Origin of the sequence: Pontibacillus marinus BH030004 = DSM 16465 (assembly GCF_000425225.1) — a bacterium.
Lineage (GTDB): Bacteria > Bacillota > Bacilli > Bacillales > BH030062 > Pontibacillus > Pontibacillus marinus.
This window is the reverse complement of sequence record NZ_AULJ01000040.1, coordinates 22050-41096: the sequence shown is the minus strand read 5'-3', so window position 1 is coordinate 41096 and position 19047 is coordinate 22050. Positions and strand designations below refer to the sequence as shown.

The following is a 19047-nucleotide window of genomic DNA, read 5'->3' as shown; positions in this document are numbered from 1 at the left end:
TCATCTAAGAATAGCAACCTTTTGTGATCTTATTCATATTAGGAAGTAACGAGTTCTTTTTCTTCCACAACTTCTTGAACAGCAGCTTCAATGATTTCAAAACCTTCTTCAAGGGCTTTTTCATCAATGTTAATAGGTGGGAAAAGCTTAAATACTTCATCATTTGCTCCAGCTGTTTCCATAATAAGCCCTTTTTCAAATGCTAATGCAGCAACTTTTTCAGAAAAACCTTCTTTGCTTACTGATATTCCTTGCATGATACCTCGGCCTTTACGTAGCCCTTTCATATCAGGGTACTTAGAAATCATTCCATTTAAGAAGTGGGTGATTTTTTTAGCATTTTCTTGAACATTCTTTTCAAAGGAAGGGTCTTTCCAATAATTCAGTGCCTCTGTTGCTGTAACAAACGCCATATTGTTTCCACGGAATGTACCGTTATGTTCGCCGGGTAGCCATTTGTCGTGCTCAGGCTTAATCAATGTGATGGCAAACGGTAGACCATATCCACTAAGGGATTTAGACATACATACAATATCCGGTTTAATTTGCGCTGGCTCAAAGCTGAAGAATGTTCCGGTTCTTCCTACTCCAGCCTGAACATCATCAATGATTAGAAAGATCCCCCAACGTTCACATAAGTTCTCGAGTTTTTTCAACCATTCAAAGCGAGCTGTGTTCAGGCCGCCTTCTCCTTGAACGGTTTCTAAAATAACAGCTGCAGGAATTTCTACACCACTACCACTATCGTTTAAATAGTGCTCAAGATAATCAATGGTGTCAAATTCATGGTCCATGTAGTTGTCAAAAGGCATGGTAACTGCGTTTTGAAGGGGGATCCCTGCACCTTTTCGTTTCATTGCATTACCTGTTACAGATAATGATCCTATCGTCATGCCATGAAAACCGTTCGTAAAGCTAACCACTTCAGTACGTCCCGTTACTTTTCGTGCAAGCTTTAGCGCACTTTCAACAGTGTTTGTACCAGTTGGTCCAGGGAACATGACTTTATAATCCAAGTTGCGGGGTTTCAGGATTGTTTCATTAAAGGTAGTTAGGAATTTCTCTTTAGTAGTAGAAGCCATATCTAAGCTGTGGGTAATGCCGTCATCCGTAATGTATTCGATTAGTTTTTCCTTCATGTTTGGGTCGTTATGACCGTAGTTTAATGCTCCAGCACCACTAAAGAAGTCTAAGTATTCTTTTTGGTTAACATCCCACAACTTATGTCCTTTTGCTTTCGTGAACTTAGTTGGGAAGCTTCTGCAATAGGAACGTACATTGGATTCAAGTTCTTCAAATACTTTTAAGCTATTATTCATTTAAGATCGTCCTCCTTGAATTTTTTCGTCCTTCTTGTGCTTTTATGAAAAGGGGCCAATTCTAAAGGTGAGTTCTTCTTCATGGCCTTCTTCAGGGAACAATTCCTCAGGAAAGCCGGTTGTCACTTCACACGTTGTGTCATGGTCGCGAGCGAAGCGTTTAAATAATGATTGAGATGCTTCGTTCGATGGCGTGACTGTGGCTTCCATGTAGCAAACAAATTTACAGCTCTCACGTTCCACTAAAGTATTTAACATTTTCGATGCAATGCCATTGCCACGGTACGAAGAGTCGATCCCAATTTGCCAAATAAAAATAACATTACTACGTTGGGGTGGGATAAAAGCGGTTATAAACCCAACTAGTTTATCTTTTTCCTTTGCAACCACACAGGTTTCGGAAAAGTATTCACACATCATTAGGTATTTATAGGGAGAGTTTTGATCGAGGGATGAATTGTTAACAAGCTCCCACATGGATGTTCCATCTTTAACACTTGGTATATCAAATGTTACTTGATCAACAATTGGGGATTCAGTTTTTGAGGTCATATTGAATCACCTTCAATGATTTCAAAGAATTTAATAGTGTTTTCCTCCTTTAATGTTTATAGGTACACATTGAACAAGGAAGGGTGGCTTGAGGTATGATGAACCAAATTATTCCTTGTCAATGTTTATATAATAGTGTGATGGAGTAAGATTATCAAACTAGTTATATCGTGATTATGTGACTTAATAGCGAATGAACCATGATGCATTCATTCTCATGTTGGGTTTAGTTTAAATATCAAGGAGTACGTTAAGAATTCATTGAATTCATTCATTTTTGACATAATTGCATATATTTTTTTAAAGGGATGGGGGAGATTGGTTCTTCTTTTAAAAAGATACAGTTGGATTCCATTGGGTTATTAAAGGTCCTCATTTCATTCCAATTTTATATTGTGTAAACGTCAGAAAATTTTTAAAATAAAGAGGCAAGCAAATATGTTGGAATTAATTATTTTTTAAAAATGGAAATGTAAAGATTGGGGTGAAACATTGCGAGATCTCATATACTCGAAGTTAACAAAGCGTTACTTAATCGTTGCAATCATTGTTGCTACTGTTTCTTTAACGGCAATCTATTACTTTACTACCCAATTACTTTTCCATTCAATGAGAGAGGAAATTGAGTATCGAAATGATTTGATGGCAAAATCCATCAGTAAAAAAACTAGCTTTATGTTTGAGAAAATGGTCAATGATGCGCGAGTGATTTCTGAGTTTTATCGTATAAATGATAATCAGGACTTATATAGAGAAGAAATGGAACGAATTATTGTCAACAATCCACTCTATCTATATATGAATATTGTTAATAAATCAGGAACTCCAGTTTCAACGATTCCAAATGTTCATTCCAGTTCTACTTCCTATAAGAAAATTGTGGAGCGATTAGAATGGAGTAAAACTTACTATATTTCAAACCTTATTGAATTAGATGATGGTAGAAGGACTATTGCTTTAGGTTATCCCATCCTTAACGAAAAAGGGGATTATAATGGTGCGGTAATTGGATATGTAAACTTACATGTCTTGTCTGAGTACTTAAGACAGGTAAAGTTAGGTAAGGAAGGTGTTAACGCCTTAGTTGATCAAAATGGTACCATTCTTGCACATACGAATGACTACTATTTAGGAAAGACATTAAGGAATTCAACCTTAAAAAATTATTTGTATAAGAGTCGATTCGGAATTTGGCGTGGAGAATTATTCGGAAGTGAAATGCTCTTAGCATATCGTCCTATTGAGTCAGGAGGATTTGGACTCATTGTAGGTGAGTCTATAGACCAAGCTTTGATGCCTGCTAATAATGTTCAATCTGTACTTCTGCGTGGATTTATCATAGCATTACTGGTTACCATTTTATTCACATTTGTTGGGGTCTCAAAGGTGGTTAAACCTATTACCAAATTAACAAATCAAGCACATCAATATAAGGAGGGAAGTCGGTCAAGTTTCGATCTTATTGAAACAGGAGATGAGATTGAAAACTTATCCTTCACCATGAATGAAATGGCTAGTGATTTGAAGGATAAAGAGAGAAGACTCTTTTATATTTTGGAATCCGTCCCTTATGGAGTGATCACAACTGACCAAGATGGACGCATTATGACTTTTAATAAAGGGGCAGAACAGCTCACTTTATTTGAAAGAGAAGAAGCATTAGGAAAATATATTATTGATTTGCCCTTGAAGGCAGCAAAACATGAGTTTATTTCGTGGAAAACGTTAAAAGAGGGAAAGCAATTTGATGAACTCGAAAGTTACATATATGACAAAGAAGGAAAAAAGCATGACGTTCGAATGTATTCTTCCTTATTCACTGGTGATGAGGATCAAATTATTGGAGCGATTCTTGTCATACGTGATGTGGGAGAGATCAAAAAGTTAGAAGAGTTTTTAAGACAAAGCGAACGCTTAGCCTCACTTGGACAATTAACTGCTGGGATTGCTCATGAGATTAAAAACCCAATTAGCATTATTCAAGCTGCAACAGAAGCGATACAAATCGATTTATCTGAAGATGAAATTGATGAAAATCTAATTAAAGAGATGACTGATGATATCCTTGAAACCTCTGAAAGGTTAAATGATTTACTTGCTGATTTCTTAAAAATGTCTAGAGGTGATATGACTGAGCACAGAGAAAAGGTGAATCTTGTCGTATTATTAAATGAGTTACTCACATTATTACGGAACCAATTTGAAGACCGTAGAATTCAGTTGGTAAAGAATTATGGAGTAGAAGAAGCTTATGTACTTGGAGATTCTAGTCATCTTTCACAGGTATTCTTAAATGTGATCTTAAATGGGATACAAGCTATTGAAAGTCAGGGCACCTTTAAAGTGGAAATATCAGATCAAGAAGATGGTTGGAATATTATATTAGAGGACAATGGTGGAGGAATACCTGAATCTCATTTAAATTGGATTTTTACACCTTTTTATACAACGAAGAACGAGGGAACAGGCTTAGGACTAGCCATAGCACATGAAATTGTAACCCAACATGGTGGAAAAGTAACAGCTTCCTCAGAAGGGGGCCATACAACTATGGAAATTCAGTTGCCGAAAATCACGCACCAAAGTGAAGGGGAGGATGAGTTATGAAGCGCATTTTACTAGTAGATGATGAACCGAAGATCCTGAAAATTTTTCACTCGTCCTTAACGAAAAAAGGTTATGATGTTCAAACAGCAGCGAATGGACAAGAGGCTAGAAATAAAATATTAGAACATGATCCTGAGTTAGTCTTCCTTGATCTCAAGCTTCCTGACACAAGTGGATTAGAACTGCTGGAAGAATTCAGGGGAATGTATCCTAACAAAATTTATATAATGATGACAGCTTATGGCAATGTTGAAAATGCTGTTGCTGCAATGAAGGTAGGAGCTTTCGATTATATTATTAAGCCAATTCAATTAAATGAGTTATTGATTATCATTCAGAAAGCCTTGGATTGGCTTTCAGTGAATCAAGAAAACCAAAGCTTAAAGGAAAAATTACATAGAATGGAGACTTCAAATGAGTTACTTGGCATTAGCAGTATAATGAAACGAATTTATCAGCTAGTGCAACGAGTTGCTCCAACTGACGCAAGTGTTTTATTGCAGGGAGAAAGTGGGACAGGAAAAAGCAAAGTAGCTCAGATGATACACGAACAAAGTGAAAGAAGGAATGCTCCCTTTGTTCCGGTCAATTGTGCATCCATACCTGAACAGCTTTTAGAAAGCGAATTATTTGGACATGAAAAAGGATCATTTACAGGAGCAACCTCTACACGTAAGGGGAAATTTGAAGCGGCCAATGGAGGGACGATTTTTTTAGATGAGATAGGGGAAATTTCTACAGCATTTCAGGCAAAGTTACTTCAAGTTACCCAAGATAAATCCTTTATGCGCGTTGGAAGTGACAAGTTACAGACTGTTGATGTGAGGATTATAACAGCAACTAATAAAAACCTTAAAGAATTAGTAAATCTTAAAGAGTTTCGTGAAGACTTGTTTTATCGTCTAAATATTGTAGACATTTATATTCCGCCACTTAGAGAACGTAGTGATGATATACCAATGCTTGTAGAGAGTTTTTTAGAATATCATAGGCAGAAGCACGGTAAAGATTTTCAGGCTTCAACGAAACTAATAAATCTACTTATGGATTATCATTGGCCCGGTAATGTACGTGAGCTTCAAAATGCGATAGAGAGAGCTGTTGTTCTTTGTCCTGGAGATCAATTGTCAATAGATGATTTCCCACAAGAGATTAGCGAAAGAAAAGAGTCCTCAACAGTATCGAAAAGCTCGTCATTACCAGAACGAATCGCAGATGTAGAAAAGAAAATGATTTTAGAAGCTCTTGATGAAGGACTTGGCCAACCAGCAGCTGCAGCCAAAAGGTTAGGGATTTCACGACAAAGCCTTCTTTACAAAATGAACAAGCACTTCTCAGAAAATAGGTGAAACAAAAGCTACTAACATCCAAGTTAGTAGCTTTTGTTATGAATTTTTTTACTAACGTACTTTTGTCAAAAAATTTTTACAAAGCTGCATAATGTTTTTACGTAATAATTTTAAAAATTCTGATAAAAAAGGGTTTTATGTTGGCATGAAATTTGCATTATTAATTTGTAATAGGATAGAGGGGGTGAAACGATGGAGATTCTAGAATTTATTCAATCTAATTGGATTGAATTGCTCAACTTAACCTTAGAGCACATCAAGTTGGTAGGACTAGCAGTCGGAATTTCAGTTTTAACAGGAGTCCCTTTTGGGATTTATATTTCTCAACATGAGTCTTTAGCGAACTTAGTTTTGGCTATTGCAGGAATTATTATGACAATTCCAAGTATAGCCTTATTTGGACTCATGATTCCTCTTTTTTCATTAATTAATCAAGGTATTGGATTTGTGCCAGCGATTGTAGCTTTAATTCTATATTCTCAACTGCCTATAATCCGTAATACGTATATTGCGATTAAAAATGTTGATCCAAATACGAAGGATGCAGCAGTTGGAATGGGGATGACAACGAAGCAACGTCTCTTCAAGGTGGAAATTCCATTAGCCCTCCCGGTAATTATGGCAGGTGTAAGAATGGCTATTGTGTTGACGATCGGGATTTGTGCCATTGCTGCTTACATAGGGGCTGGAGGATTAGGGATGTACATCGCAAGAGGTATTTCTACAAGTTATACAACAATGATTCAGGTTGGGGCGATTTCTGTTGCTTTGTTAGCGATATCCGTAGATTTTGCCTTAGGTGTATTACAAAAAAAGCTTTCATACAAGGGAGTAAAATCATAACAGGTGGTGAGTAAAGGTTGATTCAATTTAAAGATGTATCGAAAGTTTATAAAACTGGTGATAAAGAAGTTACAGCTGTTAACCATATTAATTTACATGTAGATGAAGGAGAAACTTGTGTCTTCTTAGGTCCTTCAGGTTGCGGGAAAACCACACTCCTAAGAATGGTAAATCGACTTATTTCAATAACTGATGGAACAATTGAAGTGAATGGGAAAGACATTAAAGATATGGACACCATCAAGCTTAGACGGTCAATTGGATATGTCATCCAACAAAATGGTTTATTTCCTAATATGACAATTGAAGATAACATCTGTGTTGTTCCAAAAATGTTAGGCTGGGATCAGTCTAAAATAAAAACAAGATACAATGAGTTAATGGAGATGATGGGACTTAATCCAGATGAATTTAGAAAGCGCTTCCCTTTTGAACTGTCAGGTGGTCAGCAACAGAGGATAGGTGTAGCTCGTGCATTAGCTGGCGATCCACCTGTAATGTTAATGGATGAACCATTCGGGGCATTGGATCCAGTTATTCGTGAGCATCTTCAGAATGAATTTAAACGAATTCAAAAGGAATTAAAGAAAACGATCTTGTTTGTAAGTCATGATGTAGATGAGGCTTTAAGGCTTGGAGATAAAATAGCGATCTTTGATTCTGGAAACCTTATGCAACATGATACCCCTGATCAAATATTATCTAATCCTAAAAATGATAAGGTAGTAGAATTCATTGGTCAGGATCGCATGCTGAAGCGTTTAACTTTATTGAAAGTTGAAGATCTTGTATCACATATTGTAGGTTTTCAAACCAGACAAGTTAGAGAAATAAGCAATAATACGCCAGAAGTATCTAATCAAGATACGCTAAAAACTGCACTATCTCTTTTACTGGCTAGTCCAGTTGGTGAAGGAAAAGTTGTAGATGAATTTCAAAATGTTTTAGGGGTTATAAAGGTTTCTGATTTTGATCAGTTGACGAATGTTCATCCTGATCAGTTATTAGCTGCGAGGTAAGGAGGGATAAAGTTGTCGAATCGTAGAATGGTAGGTGTTATTAAAGTTTCACTTTATGTGGTTATAGTTGCAATTTTACTTTGGGCTTATTTTGCTGGAGCCTTTCAGTTTATTGTTGATAACCCTGGTGATCTACTCTATTTAACTAAACAACACATTAAGCTTGTAAGTATCTCTTCTATTTTAGCAATTTTGGTAGCGGTTTCATTAGGTGTGTTTATTACAAGACCAAAATTTAAAAAGTTTGAAGGAGTAGTGATGAACTTTGCAAATGTTGGGCAAACCGTGCCGAGTTTAGCTATATTAGCATTGGTTATGAGTTACTTGGGTCTTGGTTGGCAGACTGCTGTCTTTGCACTTTGGTTTAACTCATTATTACCTATCCTCCGTAATACACTTGCAGGCATCAACAATGTAGATTCTTCTATTATAGATGCAGGTAGAGGGATGGGGATGAAAGAAGGACAAATTTTATGGAAATTAGAATTACCAAATGCGATGTATGCCATTATGGGTGGAATCCGAACTGCGGTGGTAATAAATGTTGGGTCAGCTGCACTAGCTTTTCTTATAGGAGGAGGAGGACTAGGTGACTTGATCTTTACTGGAATCTCCTTATACGATACTGGAATTATGTTAGCTGGAACAGTACCCGTTATCATTCTAGCAATCTCCATCGACTTTTTACTCGGTGGATTTGAGAAGCTTGTTATATCGAAAGGGTTAAAAAGAGATTTAGATATGGCTTAAAAAGGAGGAAATAAAAATGAAAAAGTTTTCTTTAATTGGAACTATGGTTCTGTTATTAGTTTTTAGTCTTGTTGCTTGTAGTAACGCATCAGGTGGAAGCTCAGGGAATTCCGAAGGGACAATTAAGGTAGGGGGTAAAGGATTTACCGAACAACAGATTCTTTCCACAATGACGTCTATCTACCTTAAGGAAAAAGGCTATGATGTTGAAGAAGCCAGTAATATGGGAAGCACTGTGGTTAGGAAAGCACTAGAGAATGGGCAGGTTGATATGTATTGGGAGTACACAGGAACAGCTTTAGTTATTTTTCAGAAACAAGATCCACTAGCTGATTCAGAAAAAGCTTATCAAAAAGTAAAAGAAACAGATGAAAAAGATGGCCTTATGTGGTTAGAAAAAGCTGATTTAAATAACACATACTCCATATTAATGAAGGAGGAAAAGGCAAAGAATCTAGGGATTAAATCCATATCCGATTTAGCTAATTACGTTGATAAAAATCCGAATAAATTAAAATTCGCATCAAACGCAGAATTTTATGCTCGTGAGGACGGCATGAAAGGACTGCAAGAACATTATGGATTCGAATTTCCATCTAAAAATGTAGTAAAGATGGATTCAGGATTACTTTATAATGCTTTAAAAGATGGACAAGTTGATGTCTCGGTTGGTTTTGCAACAGATGGAAGAATTAAAGGGTTTAATTTATTAGCATTAGAAGATGACAAAAATTTCTTCCCTGCATATAATGTCGCTCCAGTTGTAAGGGAGAAAGTATTAAATAAATATCCTGAGTTAAACGATTTAATGAACAAGGTCTCTGGTAATTTAAACACAGAAGCCATGATGCAATTAAATTATAAGGTTGATGTAGAGCATAAAGAAGTTTCAAAGGTAGCACGAAATTGGTTAAAAGAACAAGGCTTAATTGAATAGGATCATCTCTAGGGAATATAGGAATTAAGGTGAGGATGAAATTTATTACACAATTACAAGATAGGTTACATGAGTACATTTTAGAAGAATCTATCACCACAATCCCTGAAGAGGTTATGGAATCTCTAAAGGATGCTTTGGCTGATATAGTGGCTAGCTCAATAGCAGGTTCAAACACACCAGTAGTTGAACATGCTAAACGCTTTGCTCAGAGCCAATGGAAAGAGGGAGCAAGTTCAATATTGCTCACATCAGGTCAATTAAGTGCTACTGGAGCTTCCTTTGTCAATGCAACTATGGCAAATGCACTGGATATTGATGATGGCCACCGACTTGTAAAAGGACATCCTGGCGCAGTCTTATTCCCTGCTATATTAGCAGTCGGGGAAGAAAAGCAAATTACAGGAGAGGAATTCCTTTCAACTCTTCTTATGTCATATGAGGTCGGGATACGAGCTGGCATAATAGCACATGAATTAAGACCTGAATATCATTGTACCGGATCATGGGGGGCTATAGGAGCAGCTGCAGGAGTGAGTAGAATTTTAAATCTATCTGTAGATAAAATCTATCACGCTTTAGGAGTTGCTGAATATCATTCTACTTATTCCCCCATGCTCAGGGGCATCGATCATCCCTCTATGTTGAAAGATGGGATCTCATGGGGATGCATGACAGGAGTTAGTTCAGCAATATTAGCGCAAGAAGGGTTTACAGGTATCCCCTCTTTATTTAATACAGAGAATTCTAGAGGATTGATTAATGATCTAAAGCAAAGATACAGAATAGAAGAGCTTTATTATAAACCTTATGCGTGTTGTAGATGGGCGCAACCACCTATTGAAGCAATAAAGGAACTCATGGAGAAGAACAAGATTTTATACAAAGATGTAAATAGTGTGAAGGTTTATACATTTAAAGAGGCTGCTAGTCTCTCTAAAAAGCCACCAAACAATACTGAAGAGGCACAATACAATCTTCCTTACCCAATGGCTTGTTATTTTGTTTTTCAAAATGTAGGTCCAAATGAAGTGACTAAGAAATTGAGCAATCAAGACGTAGTAGATTTAATGAAGAAGGTAGAGGTTTATGTTGATGAAGAACTTGATAAGGAATTTCCGAAAAAAGCATTATGTTGGATAGAAGTGTATATGAATGATGGAAAGGTACATTCTTCTGCAGTTCAACAAGCTCAAGGGGATTGGGATTATCCTTTAAGTAAGGTAGATAAACAAGAGAAATTTTATCGATTAGTCGTTCCGCATTTAGGTCAAGAAAGAAGCAATGAACTCTATAAAATGATTCATTCAATAGAACAACTACTGAATATTAAGGAATTAACAAGATTAATTAATTTCCCTTTTTATAAACCATAAGTAATGAGAGGCAAGGCATAAAGGACCTGGGAGTAATAAGAATTAGTGCTCGAAACTAGTAATTGGAGTGTTTTGTATGAGAGTCACTATGGCTCAAACCAATCCAGTATTTGGAGATGTCCAAGAAAACTTAGAAAACATGATCACGTTAATCTATCAATACAAAAACGAGACAGACTTGATTGTTTTTCCTGAATTGTCTCTAACAGGGTATTTATTGAAGGAAAAAGTGTACGATTTAGCCATTACCTTAGGGTCTCATGAAATAAAGCAAATTTGTGAAGTTTCAAGAGAGACAGGAATTAATGTAATGTTTGGATTTATAGAAAATGGAAAAGGGACACGTGTTTATAATTCTTCTGTTTTTATTAAAGATGGTGAAGTAAGTTCTATTCAACGAAAAATCTACCCTACAACATATGGCATTTTCGAAGAGGGAAAATATTTCGCCAGAGGGAAGAAGGTGAAAGTTGATGAGATACAAGATTTCACATCCTCTATGCTCATTTGTAACGACCTTTGGCATCCATCACTCCCTCACATCGCGGCACACAAACATTGTTCCTTATTAGTTTGTTTGATAAACAGTCCTGAAGGAGGGCTTGGAAGTACATATTCAAGTTCCATAGGCTGGGAGAGACTTGGACAATTCTATGCAGGGATTTATGGATGTTATGTCATTATCGTAAACCGTGTAGGGGAAGAAGAGGATAAATCATTTTACGGGAATTCAAAAGTTATTGATCCGTATGGTCAAGTGGTCGATCAATGTCCATTTAATGATGAATCTACTCAGACATGTGAAATCGATTATTCTAAAGTGAAAGAAATTCGAAAGATTTTGCCGATCATGAGAGATGAAGATGTGGACTTAACCATTCGACATTACCAAGAGATTGCTAGCCAAGAAAATGCTGATTGAATAAAAATTAATTTTTAGTATGCCAGAAGGGAGATTTTTATATGATCGAGAAAGCAATTCAATTTTACAGTGATGGACTAAAATTAGAGGGTACTTTTTATTATCCAGATTCCTATAACCCAAATAAACAATATCCAGCCATTATCATAAACTCAGGTTACCAGGGAGTAAATGAATTTTATCCAAAGATGTTTGCTAAATTCCTAACAGAGAAGGGATATATCTGTATGGGCTTTGACTATCGTGGGTTTGCTGATAGTGAAGGAGATCCGACTCGTGTACTGCTAGAAGAACAAGTGGAGGATATTCACAATGCGCTAACCTTTTTACGCTTCCAAAATGAAGTGGATGAAGATCGAATAGGCTTAATCGGCTGGGGCATGGGTGGTTCTAATGTAGTCCGGGTTGCTGAACAGAATGATGTTGCAGGTGTAGCTGCATTAAATGGCTTTTATCATGGAGAGCGCTGGCTAAAAACAGTTCATTCTTATGAGAGCTGGTCCAAGGTTTTAGAAGCTGTGCGTGAAGACCGTATTAAACGTGTGACCACAGGTAAATCGAAGCTAGAAGACCCATTTTTCCATTATCCATTAGACCCAGCTACTAAGGATTATGTACAGAAGGAACTCGCTTCGAAGAAAGGTTTTGGTGGCCAGACCCAGCTTCAATTCACAGAGTCTGTCATTGACTTAGATGCAGAAAAATCCGCTAAAAATCTTGTGGAAACACCGCTTTTTGTCGCACATGGAAAGAAAAATCTTCTACATCCAATTGAAGAATCCATAGCACTTTATCGATCTGCGACAGGTCCAAAAACGTTTTATGAAATCGATGGAAAACATAATGACTTTATGTACAGCGAACATGAAGAGTTTACAGCATTGGTAGAAGAACTCGATACCTTTTTCCAAGAGGCGTTGTAGTTATGACAACTTATCACCCATTACTAAAGGGAGCTTATGATCTTCATGTTCATAGCTCCCCTAGCGCATTTCCGAGAAAGCAAACAGATTGGGAATTGGTTGAAGAGGCTAGGCGAGCAGGTATGGGAGGCCTATTACTGAAAGCACATGAAGGTACTACACATGATCGTGCTACGCTAATTCGTGACAAGGTGCCCGATATGAATATCTATGGTGGTTTGGTGTGTAATTTGTATACAGGCGGACTCTCATCTTATGCAGTAGACATGGCACTTCGAATGGGAGCAAAAGTGATTTGGATGCCCACTATTTCAGCAAAACAGCATGCAAAATATTTTGCTGAGCATAAACAAGGTCGTTTTTTTAATAGTAAAAAGGAGCTCGATGATTCAGCTTCAACCTTAACTGTCCTGAATAATGACGGAAGTATCAAAGATGAAGTTAAACGCATTTTAGAGGGGATCGCTTCTTATGATGCGATTTTAGCAACAGGGCATCTTGCACCTGATGAGGTGGATGTCTTAGTAGATGAAGCTCAAAAAATAGGCGTGAAACGAATTTTGATACAACATGCAGATTTAGGCATTGCTCAAGTTCCAATGGATCTTCAAAAGAAATTAGCGGCTCAAGGGTGTCTTATTGAAAAGTGTTACTTAGCTTGCGGGGAAGATTTCCAAAATTGTACGATCCAACAAATGGCTGATAGTATCAAGGAAGTTGGGGTGGATGCTTGTGTTTTAGTCACAGACTATGGACAGCCCCATAACATTACACCAGTCCAGGGGTTACAAGAATTCGTCGTTCGTTTATTAGAGTGTGGAATTAGGGAAGAAGAGATAAAAAGGATGATCGTTCAAAATCCAGAAACATTATTGTTTTGATTCAATGAAAGGAGCACGTTTATATGGAACAGTGGAAGGAAGCTTTACAAAAGCATATACAGGAAGAGCGCATTTTAACGAGTTTAGCAGATCGATATAGTTATAGCTTTGATGCTTCCTTTGGCGAGCACCTTCCGGAAGTAGTCGTTCAACCAAGTAATCGAGATGAAGTCGTTGGGATCTTGAAAGTGGCCAACGAGTATAAAGTTCCAGTATATCCGAGAGGGCAGGGGACTTGTTTGAGTGGTGGTCCATTACCTGTTCATGGTGGGATTGTTCTTGATATGTCCCAGTGGCCAGAAAGCATTGACTTAAGAGTAGATGATTTAACAGTCACTGTATCCCCGAGTGTGTTAACCGCTCGTATTAATGAAGAAGCGATGAAGCATGGACTGATGTATGCACCCGATCCAAGTAGCGCACATGTAGCGACAATCGGAGGTAACTTAGCTGAAAACTCAGGTGGTCCCCGTGGCTTGAAATATGGAGTTACCAAGGACTTTGTTTTAGGTCTTGAGGTCGTTACTCCTGAAGGGGAGGTCATCCGCACTGGTGGACAAACGATTAAAAACGTCACAGGCTTTGACTTAACTAAATTGTTAGTAGGGTCTGAAGGAACTTTGGGTGTTATTACAGAAGCAACTTTAAAGCTTGTTCCAAAGCCTCCAGCTGTCCAAACTCTTATGGTGACATTTGATAATGTACATACGGCAGGGAAAGCAATATCTAAAACGCTTACCTCAGGAGTTTTACCTTCCAAGCTAGAGTTTATGGATCAGGCTTGTATTCAAGCTGTTGAAAACTTCAACCCAATCGGTCTACCAACTCATGCGGCAGCGATTGTCATAGTTGAATTGGACGGGCATCCTGAAGCGCTAAAAGTTGAAAAAGAAATCGTTCAAGAGATCATGGAGTCGATTGGCGCTACAGATGTTGTCGTACCAGGAAACCAAGAAGAGGCAGATCAAATATGGCATGCACGAAAACAAGTATCTCCTGCTATAGCGAAAATCAAGCCAACAAAAGTTTCAGAGGATGCAACGGTACCACGTAGTAAAATACCTGATATGATGGCGCGTCTTGAAGACATTAAGCAAAAGTACAATGTCGAGGTCGTTTGTTTTGGTCATGCTGGCGATGGAAATCTGCATCCCAATATCTTATGCGACAAACGTGATCAGGAAGAGATGAAACGAGCAGAACAAGCTGTAGAAGAACTTTTCCAAGCTGCGATTGACCTGGGTGGGACCCTTTCTGGGGAGCATGGAATTGGAACAATGAAAGCTCCGTTCATGGAGAGTGAGCTTGGGGCTACTGGGGTAGGTATGATGCGCCGTATCAAAGACGCATGGGATCCAAATGGGATTATGAATCCTGGTAAGATTTTTGCCGAGAAGGGACAGAAGTTGGTGTTACGCGATGAGTAATCTACAAGAGTTACAGAAGACCATCAACTATGACAAAACATTTGATTGCGTCCAGTGCGGGTATTGTCTGCCAGCCTGCCCAACCTATGAAACGATGGAAAAGGAAACCCATTCTCCTCGGGGACGCATTAACCTCGTGAAAATGGTGGCAGAAGGAAAAGCATCTGTTGAAGACTTACGTGATCCGATCGAAAAATGCCTAGGCTGTATGGCTTGTACCACGGTTTGTCCTACAGATGTTCAATATGGCCAAATCCTTGAGGGAGCTAAAGAAGTGATTGAAGATCATGAAGTGAAATCCCAAGCTCAAAAGCGAACGGAGGACTTCTTATTTGGATCATTTTTCCCTTCCAAAGGGTGGATGAAGACACTAGGGAATATGACGTGGTTTTATCAAAAATCGGGCCTCCAGTCTTTTGCGAATCTAACGTCAGTATCCAAGATGGCACCTCTTCATTTAGGATACTTTGAACAGATTATACCGAAACAGCCATCTCCGAGAAAAAGAGCTAAACGGACGAAGCGGTACTTACCAAAGCGAAAAGCTTCTGCTAAAGTAGCCTTTTTTACAGGGTGTGTGATGGACAGTGTGTTTTTTGAAACGAATCAGAACACAATTGATTTAATGGTACGAAGCGGGCTGGAGATTGTGATCCCTGAACAGCAAACCTGTTGCGGTGCGTTACATGCTCATGCGGGAAAAGTGCAAAACTCCGTTGAACTGGCGAAGCGAAACATTCGTGCGTTTGAAGAAGAAGAGATTGATTATATTGTGAATAATGCTGGAGGTTGTGGGGCTCGTTTGATTGAGTATCATCACCTGTTTGAAGAAGGAACAAAATGGAGAGAACGTGCTGAACAGTTTGTATCTCGAGTGAAAGACATTTCACAAATTTTAGTTGATGTAGAAGGATTGCATTTCACTAAGCCTGTTGATAAAACCATCACTTATCAACCTTCTTGCCATATGTCGAATGTCCAAGGTGTCAAAACGCCGCCATTAGAACTGTTGAAAAAAGTACCCGGATTAGAGTTGAAAGAATTAGAACGCCCAGAGTTTTGCTGTGGCTCAGCCGGAATCTATAATATTGTAAATTATGAAGAGTCTATGGAGATTCTAGATGTGAAAATGAAAGATGTATGTTCTGTACATCCTGAGCGGGTTGTGACGACAAATCCAGGATGCCTATTGCAAATGAAGCTAGGTATTGAGCGAGAAGGACAGTCAGAGCAAATGGATGCTGTCCATTTAGTAGATTTATTATTAGAAGCAGGACCACAAGTTTAAAAGATTAGTGAGACTCAGGAGAAGTGCTTCTGGGTCTTTTTGTTTGAATTAGTGAGATGATCGGTTCTAAAGCCAATAATAAAACCTCCTGATAGATTCAGGAGGTTTTACTCATGTTAAGGGTTTTATTTTACTGTGACATCATTCAGCATATAAATACCTGCTGGATGCATCCAGAAACCATTTACGTTGTTGCCTACAGCTACCAGATCTTCATCGTTACGAAGGAAAATCATTGGAGCTTCTTCCATTTCAATTTTTTGTGCTTCATTGTAGATTTTTTGGCGTTTAGCTGGATCGGATTCTTCACGGCCTTTATCAATTAACTCATCAACTCGGTCATTTTGGAAGAATGTACGGTTACCAGGTGTACCCATTGCTTCGGAGTGGAATAAGAAATACTGGTTATAATCAGCATCACCCGTCATGTTAGACCAACCAAGTACGAACATGTCGTGCTCACCTTTAGCAGTTGCGTCTAGGTAAGCGCCCCATTCCATTACTTTGATCTCAACGTCAATTCCAACGCCTTTTAATTGAGACTGAACAACTTCTGCTACGTCTACACGAGCTTTGTTGTCATTTGTCCAGATAGAAGTTTTGAAGCCATCTTCATAACCGGCTTCTTTTAGAAGTTGCTTAGCTTTTTCAACATCATATCCCCAACCATCTAGGTTTTCGTTATGTCCCCAAACGCCAGGTCCCATAGGTGCAGTTGCTTCTGTACCAACGTTGTTATAAACACCTTTAAGAATAGCGTCAGTATCTACAGCAAGGTTAATAGCTTGACGTACCTTTTTGTTATCAAAAGGTTCTTTCTGAAGATTAAATCCAAGGTAGTCGATACCTAAGCCTTCGCTACGATTTAGTTTCATATCTTGATTTTGTTCAACTCGTTTGACTTGGTTAACAGGGACAGGGTTAGCAAGGTGAGCTTGTCCAGTCTCAACCATAGCAATACGTGTAGAGTCTTCAGGGATTACTTCAAATACCACACTATCAACTTTGGCATTATCGCCCCAATAATTTTCATTTTTCGTTAGCTTGATTTGAGAACCCGGTGTCCAACTATCAAACTTGAAAGGACCTGTACCTACAGGGTTTTGTCCAAGGTCAGCTCCATGTTTTTCGATAGCTTTAGGGCTGATGATTCCTGCTGAGTAGTGAGCAAGGTTAGAGAGTAACGGTGCAAAAGGATATTCTGTTTTTAATTGAACTGTGTACTGATCTACTACTTTAATTTCTGTAATCATCTCAAAAAGCTTTTTACGTGGTGAAGCAGTTTCTGGATCTAAGATACGTTCGAAAGTCTTCTTTACAGCTTCTGCTGTGAATTCTGTACCATCATGGAATTTAACGCCTTCACGCAATTTGAATTCCCATGTCTTATCGTTGATCTGCTCCCATTCTGTAGCAAGGGCAGGTTGTACTTTCATGTTTTTATCTTGTTTTACTAGACCTTCATAGATTTTGCCATGATAAACATTGGCAGAAGGGATGTCTGTTCCTTTATGTGGGTCTAATTTTGTTGCATCAGATAGCACTGCTAGCTTCAGTTCACCACCTGCTTCACCTGATTTTTTAGTTTCATCGTTATTTCCTTGGCCATCAGCCGAATTAGAAGGTTCGCTAGCACAACCAACTAGTGTAAGCATAAGTGTAAGTAGTCCGGCGAAAAGTAGCGCTCCAAATCGGTTTCTTCTCATATTAGATTCTCTCCCTTTTTCTAATTGTTGTATGAATTCCTGCTTATGCAGGGATGATGATGAGATCTTTCGTTGCTTGTGTAAGGTTCATGTGACCCTTCTCAGTAATCACAACTAAATCTTCAATCCTTACACCGCCAAACCCTTGAATATAAATTCCGGGCTCTACAGTAATAACCATGCCAGGCTCTAATTTTGTTTCGTCTGTAGAACGCATAACAGGTTTTTCGTGGAGGGCCAATCCAATAGAATGCCCTAAACTATGTCCGAAGTTTTCTCCATAACCATATGATTCTATAATACCTCGTCCAACTTTATCTACTTCAGAACAAGTTTTACCTGGACCTACGGATTCGAGCGATTTCTCTTGGGCTTCTTTCACAATGGAGTATATTTCCTTTTGCTTATCAGAAGGTTCACCAAGAATGACGGTTCTGGTGAAATCAGAATAATACCCATTTACACGTGCACCAATGTCCATTTTGATGAAGTCTCCTTTTTGAACCACACGGTCAGTAGCTTGGCCATGCGGAAGGGAAGATCGTTCACCTGAAGCAATGACATGATTCGTTTTAATGGATTCAGCGCCAGCTCTTCTCATAAAGGTTTCTAGTTCTAGTCCAATTTCTTTTTCAGTTAGACCAGGTTTAATGAATGTTGTGATATGTTCAAAAGCTTGATCGCAAATCTTAACTGCCTTTTGGAGAGACTGAATTTCACTATCGTCTTTTAACATTCGAACATCACTTAACTGTTGATCGATTCCTAGAAACTCTTTGTTTGTCGTTTGTTCATTCAATTGCAGGTATTGCTGAGCTGAAATGTGATCAAGCTCAATCCCTAAATTTGAAAAACTATAATCCTCCATAAGCCTTACGATCTCAGTTATTTCTTCTCGTTTGTGGTCTACAACTGAGTATGAAGGAGCTTCATTTTTCGCCTGATCTACATAGCGAAAATCAGTTAATAGGTAGGTGTTTTCTTTTGTTATAAAAAGTGACCCACTAGAACCTTTAAAGTTTGAGAAATAGTAACGGTTTTCTGGAGAAGTGATCCATACAGCTGGGATCCCGACGGTATGCATCTTATTCCGTAATTTTTCTATTCGGCTTTTATGCACTTATGATTTCACCACCTTAACAATTTTT

15 protein-coding genes and 1 pseudogene are annotated in these 19047 nt (G+C 38.2%); 12 read left to right on the top strand and 4 right to left on the bottom strand.

Translation table 11 applies throughout. From position 1 onward, the window contains the following. Window positions 1–38: 38 nt before the first annotated feature. Window positions 39–1319 carry a diaminobutyrate--2-oxoglutarate transaminase gene (gene ectB / locus H514_RS0109575; protein ID WP_027446771.1) on the bottom strand — a complete coding sequence of 427 codons (1281 nt, stop codon included), beginning with the start codon at window positions 1317–1319 and terminating at the stop codon, window positions 39–41. A gap of 42 nt (window positions 1320–1361) precedes the next feature. Continuing rightward, window positions 1362–1871, bottom strand: a complete 510-nt coding sequence (gene ectA, locus H514_RS0109570) for a diaminobutyrate acetyltransferase (RefSeq protein ID WP_027446770.1) — start codon at window positions 1869–1871, stop codon at window positions 1362–1364. Between the two features lie 492 nt (window positions 1872–2363). Here ectA and H514_RS0109565 point away from each other — a divergent pair, with 492 nt between their 5' ends. The 12 genes and pseudogenes from H514_RS0109565 (at window position 2364) to H514_RS0109510 (ending at window position 16193) form a co-directional block, all read left to right on the top strand. Next, window positions 2364–4478, top strand: coding sequence for a PAS domain-containing sensor histidine kinase (locus H514_RS0109565; protein ID WP_027446769.1), 2115 nt, complete (start codon window positions 2364–2366; stop codon window positions 4476–4478). Further along, window positions 4475–5827, top strand: a complete 1353-nt coding sequence (locus tag H514_RS0109560) for a sigma-54-dependent transcriptional regulator (RefSeq protein ID WP_027446768.1) — start codon at window positions 4475–4477, stop codon at window positions 5825–5827. Before H514_RS0109565 ends, H514_RS0109560 begins: the two co-directional genes overlap by 4 nt. 192 nt (window positions 5828–6019) lie before the next feature. Beyond that, a complete protein-coding gene (locus H514_RS0109555; protein WP_027446767.1) occupies window positions 6020–6670 on the top strand; it encodes an ABC transporter permease in 651 nt (216 codons plus the stop codon). Between the two features lie 17 nt (window positions 6671–6687). Continuing rightward, a complete protein-coding gene (locus H514_RS0109550) occupies window positions 6688–7689 on the top strand; it encodes an ABC transporter ATP-binding protein (RefSeq protein WP_027446766.1) in 1002 nt (333 codons plus the stop codon). A 12-nt stretch (window positions 7690–7701) separates the two neighbouring features. Beyond that, window positions 7702–8439: an ABC transporter permease gene (locus H514_RS0109545; protein WP_027446765.1), complete on the top strand. Its 738-nt coding sequence runs from the start codon at window positions 7702–7704 to the stop codon at window positions 8437–8439. A gap of 16 nt (window positions 8440–8455) precedes the next feature. Continuing rightward, complete coding sequence (locus tag H514_RS0109540) at window positions 8456–9376, top strand: glycine betaine ABC transporter substrate-binding protein (protein ID WP_027446764.1); 921 nt, start codon at window positions 8456–8458, stop codon at window positions 9374–9376. Window positions 9377–9411: 35 nt separating this feature from the next. Further along, window positions 9412–10752 carry an MmgE/PrpD family protein gene (locus H514_RS0109535; protein WP_027446763.1) on the top strand — a complete coding sequence of 447 codons (1341 nt, stop codon included), beginning with the start codon at window positions 9412–9414 and terminating at the stop codon, window positions 10750–10752. Between the two features lie 76 nt (window positions 10753–10828). Further along, window positions 10829–11674, top strand: coding sequence for a nitrilase-related carbon-nitrogen hydrolase (locus tag H514_RS22830; RefSeq protein WP_051255097.1), 846 nt, complete (start codon window positions 10829–10831; stop codon window positions 11672–11674). 35 nt (window positions 11675–11709) lie between these two features. Continuing rightward, window positions 11710–12597, top strand: a pseudogene (locus H514_RS0109525) (alpha/beta hydrolase); the annotation flags it as partial. A gap of 2 nt (window positions 12598–12599) precedes the next feature. Then, on the top strand, window positions 12600–13478 hold the full coding sequence (locus tag H514_RS0109520) for a DUF6282 family protein (protein ID WP_027446761.1): 879 nt from the start codon (window positions 12600–12602) through the stop codon (window positions 13476–13478). 23 nt (window positions 13479–13501) lie between these two features. Then, window positions 13502–14905: an FAD-binding oxidoreductase gene (locus H514_RS0109515; protein WP_027446760.1), complete on the top strand. Its 1404-nt coding sequence runs from the start codon at window positions 13502–13504 to the stop codon at window positions 14903–14905. Further along, window positions 14898–16193, top strand: a complete 1296-nt coding sequence (locus H514_RS0109510) for a (Fe-S)-binding protein (protein WP_027446759.1) — start codon at window positions 14898–14900, stop codon at window positions 16191–16193. The genes H514_RS0109515 and H514_RS0109510 overlap by 8 nt, the downstream gene beginning before the upstream one ends. Window positions 16194–16318: 125 nt before the next feature. On the opposite strand, the gene H514_RS0109505 is transcribed toward H514_RS0109510, so the two are convergent. Both H514_RS0109505 and H514_RS0109500 read right to left on the bottom strand, forming a co-directional pair. Continuing rightward, a complete protein-coding gene (locus H514_RS0109505) occupies window positions 16319–17899 on the bottom strand; it encodes a glutathione ABC transporter substrate-binding protein (RefSeq protein WP_027446758.1) in 1581 nt (526 codons plus the stop codon). 43 nt (window positions 17900–17942) lie between these two features. Then, window positions 17943–19019: a M24 family metallopeptidase gene (locus H514_RS0109500; RefSeq protein WP_027446757.1), complete on the bottom strand. Its 1077-nt coding sequence runs from the start codon at window positions 19017–19019 to the stop codon at window positions 17943–17945. Window positions 19020–19047 lie beyond the last annotated feature (28 nt).

Bases quoted from the DNA above. Each gene is read 5' to 3' on its own strand.
- ectB (WP_027446771.1), bottom strand. From the start codon at position 1,319: ATGAATAATAGCTTAAAAGTATTTGAAGAACTTGAATCCAATGTACGT.
- ectA (WP_027446770.1), bottom strand. From the start codon at position 1,871: ATGACCTCAAAAACTGAATCCCCAATTGTTGATCAAGTAACATTTGAT.
- H514_RS0109560 (WP_027446768.1), top strand. From the start codon at position 4,475: ATGAAGCGCATTTTACTAGTAGATGATGAACCGAAGATCCTGAAAATT.
- H514_RS0109555 (WP_027446767.1), top strand. From the start codon at position 6,020: ATGGAGATTCTAGAATTTATTCAATCTAATTGGATTGAATTGCTCAAC.
- H514_RS0109540 (WP_027446764.1), top strand. From the start codon at position 8,456: ATGAAAAAGTTTTCTTTAATTGGAACTATGGTTCTGTTATTAGTTTTT.
- H514_RS0109535 (WP_027446763.1), top strand. From the start codon at position 9,412: ATGAAATTTATTACACAATTACAAGATAGGTTACATGAGTACATTTTA.
- H514_RS22830 (WP_051255097.1), top strand. From the start codon at position 10,829: ATGAGAGTCACTATGGCTCAAACCAATCCAGTATTTGGAGATGTCCAA.
- H514_RS0109520 (WP_027446761.1), top strand. From the start codon at position 12,600: ATGACAACTTATCACCCATTACTAAAGGGAGCTTATGATCTTCATGTT.
- H514_RS0109515 (WP_027446760.1), top strand. From the start codon at position 13,502: ATGGAACAGTGGAAGGAAGCTTTACAAAAGCATATACAGGAAGAGCGC.
- H514_RS0109510 (WP_027446759.1), top strand. From the start codon at position 14,898: ATGAGTAATCTACAAGAGTTACAGAAGACCATCAACTATGACAAAACA.
- H514_RS0109505 (WP_027446758.1), bottom strand. From the start codon at position 17,899: ATGAGAAGAAACCGATTTGGAGCGCTACTTTTCGCCGGACTACTTACA.